The 394-nt window shown below is 75.4% G+C and carries 1 protein-coding gene; it reads left to right on the forward strand.

All coding sequences use genetic code 11. The features are described 5' to 3' along the window. The coding region (locus tag IH00_RS38540) for an SDR family NAD(P)-dependent oxidoreductase (protein ID WP_039947876.1) at positions 1–394 on the forward strand (394 nt) is incomplete at both ends.

A 394-nucleotide genomic window follows, 5' to 3' on the forward strand; every position in this document is an offset into this window, starting at 1 on the left:
CGACGCCGACGCCCCGGAGTGGAGTGCGCTCCTCGCCGTGGACGAGCCGCAGCTGGCCGTCCGTGCGGGCGGGTTGTGGGCTCCTCGGCTCGGGCGGGCCGGTGCGGTGGTGCCGGGCGGGGCGCCGCTCGACCCGGAGGGCACGGTCCTCGTCACGGGCGGTACGGGTGGTCTGGGTGCGCTGGTCGCGCGGCATCTGGTCGTCGAGCACGGGGCGAAGCGTCTGGTGCTGGTGAGCCGGCGTGGTCCTGCGGCGGACGGGGCCGGGGAGCTGACGGCCGGGCTGGAGGCGCTCGGTGCGGAGGTGCGTATCGTCGCGTGTGACGTGGCCGACCGGGCCGAGTTGGTCCAGCTGCTCGATGCGCTGGAGCGTCCGTTGACGGCTGTGGTGCAT

The organism is Streptomyces sp. NRRL S-118, assembly GCF_000716335.1.
Classification (GTDB): domain Bacteria; phylum Actinomycetota; class Actinomycetes; order Streptomycetales; family Streptomycetaceae; genus Streptomyces.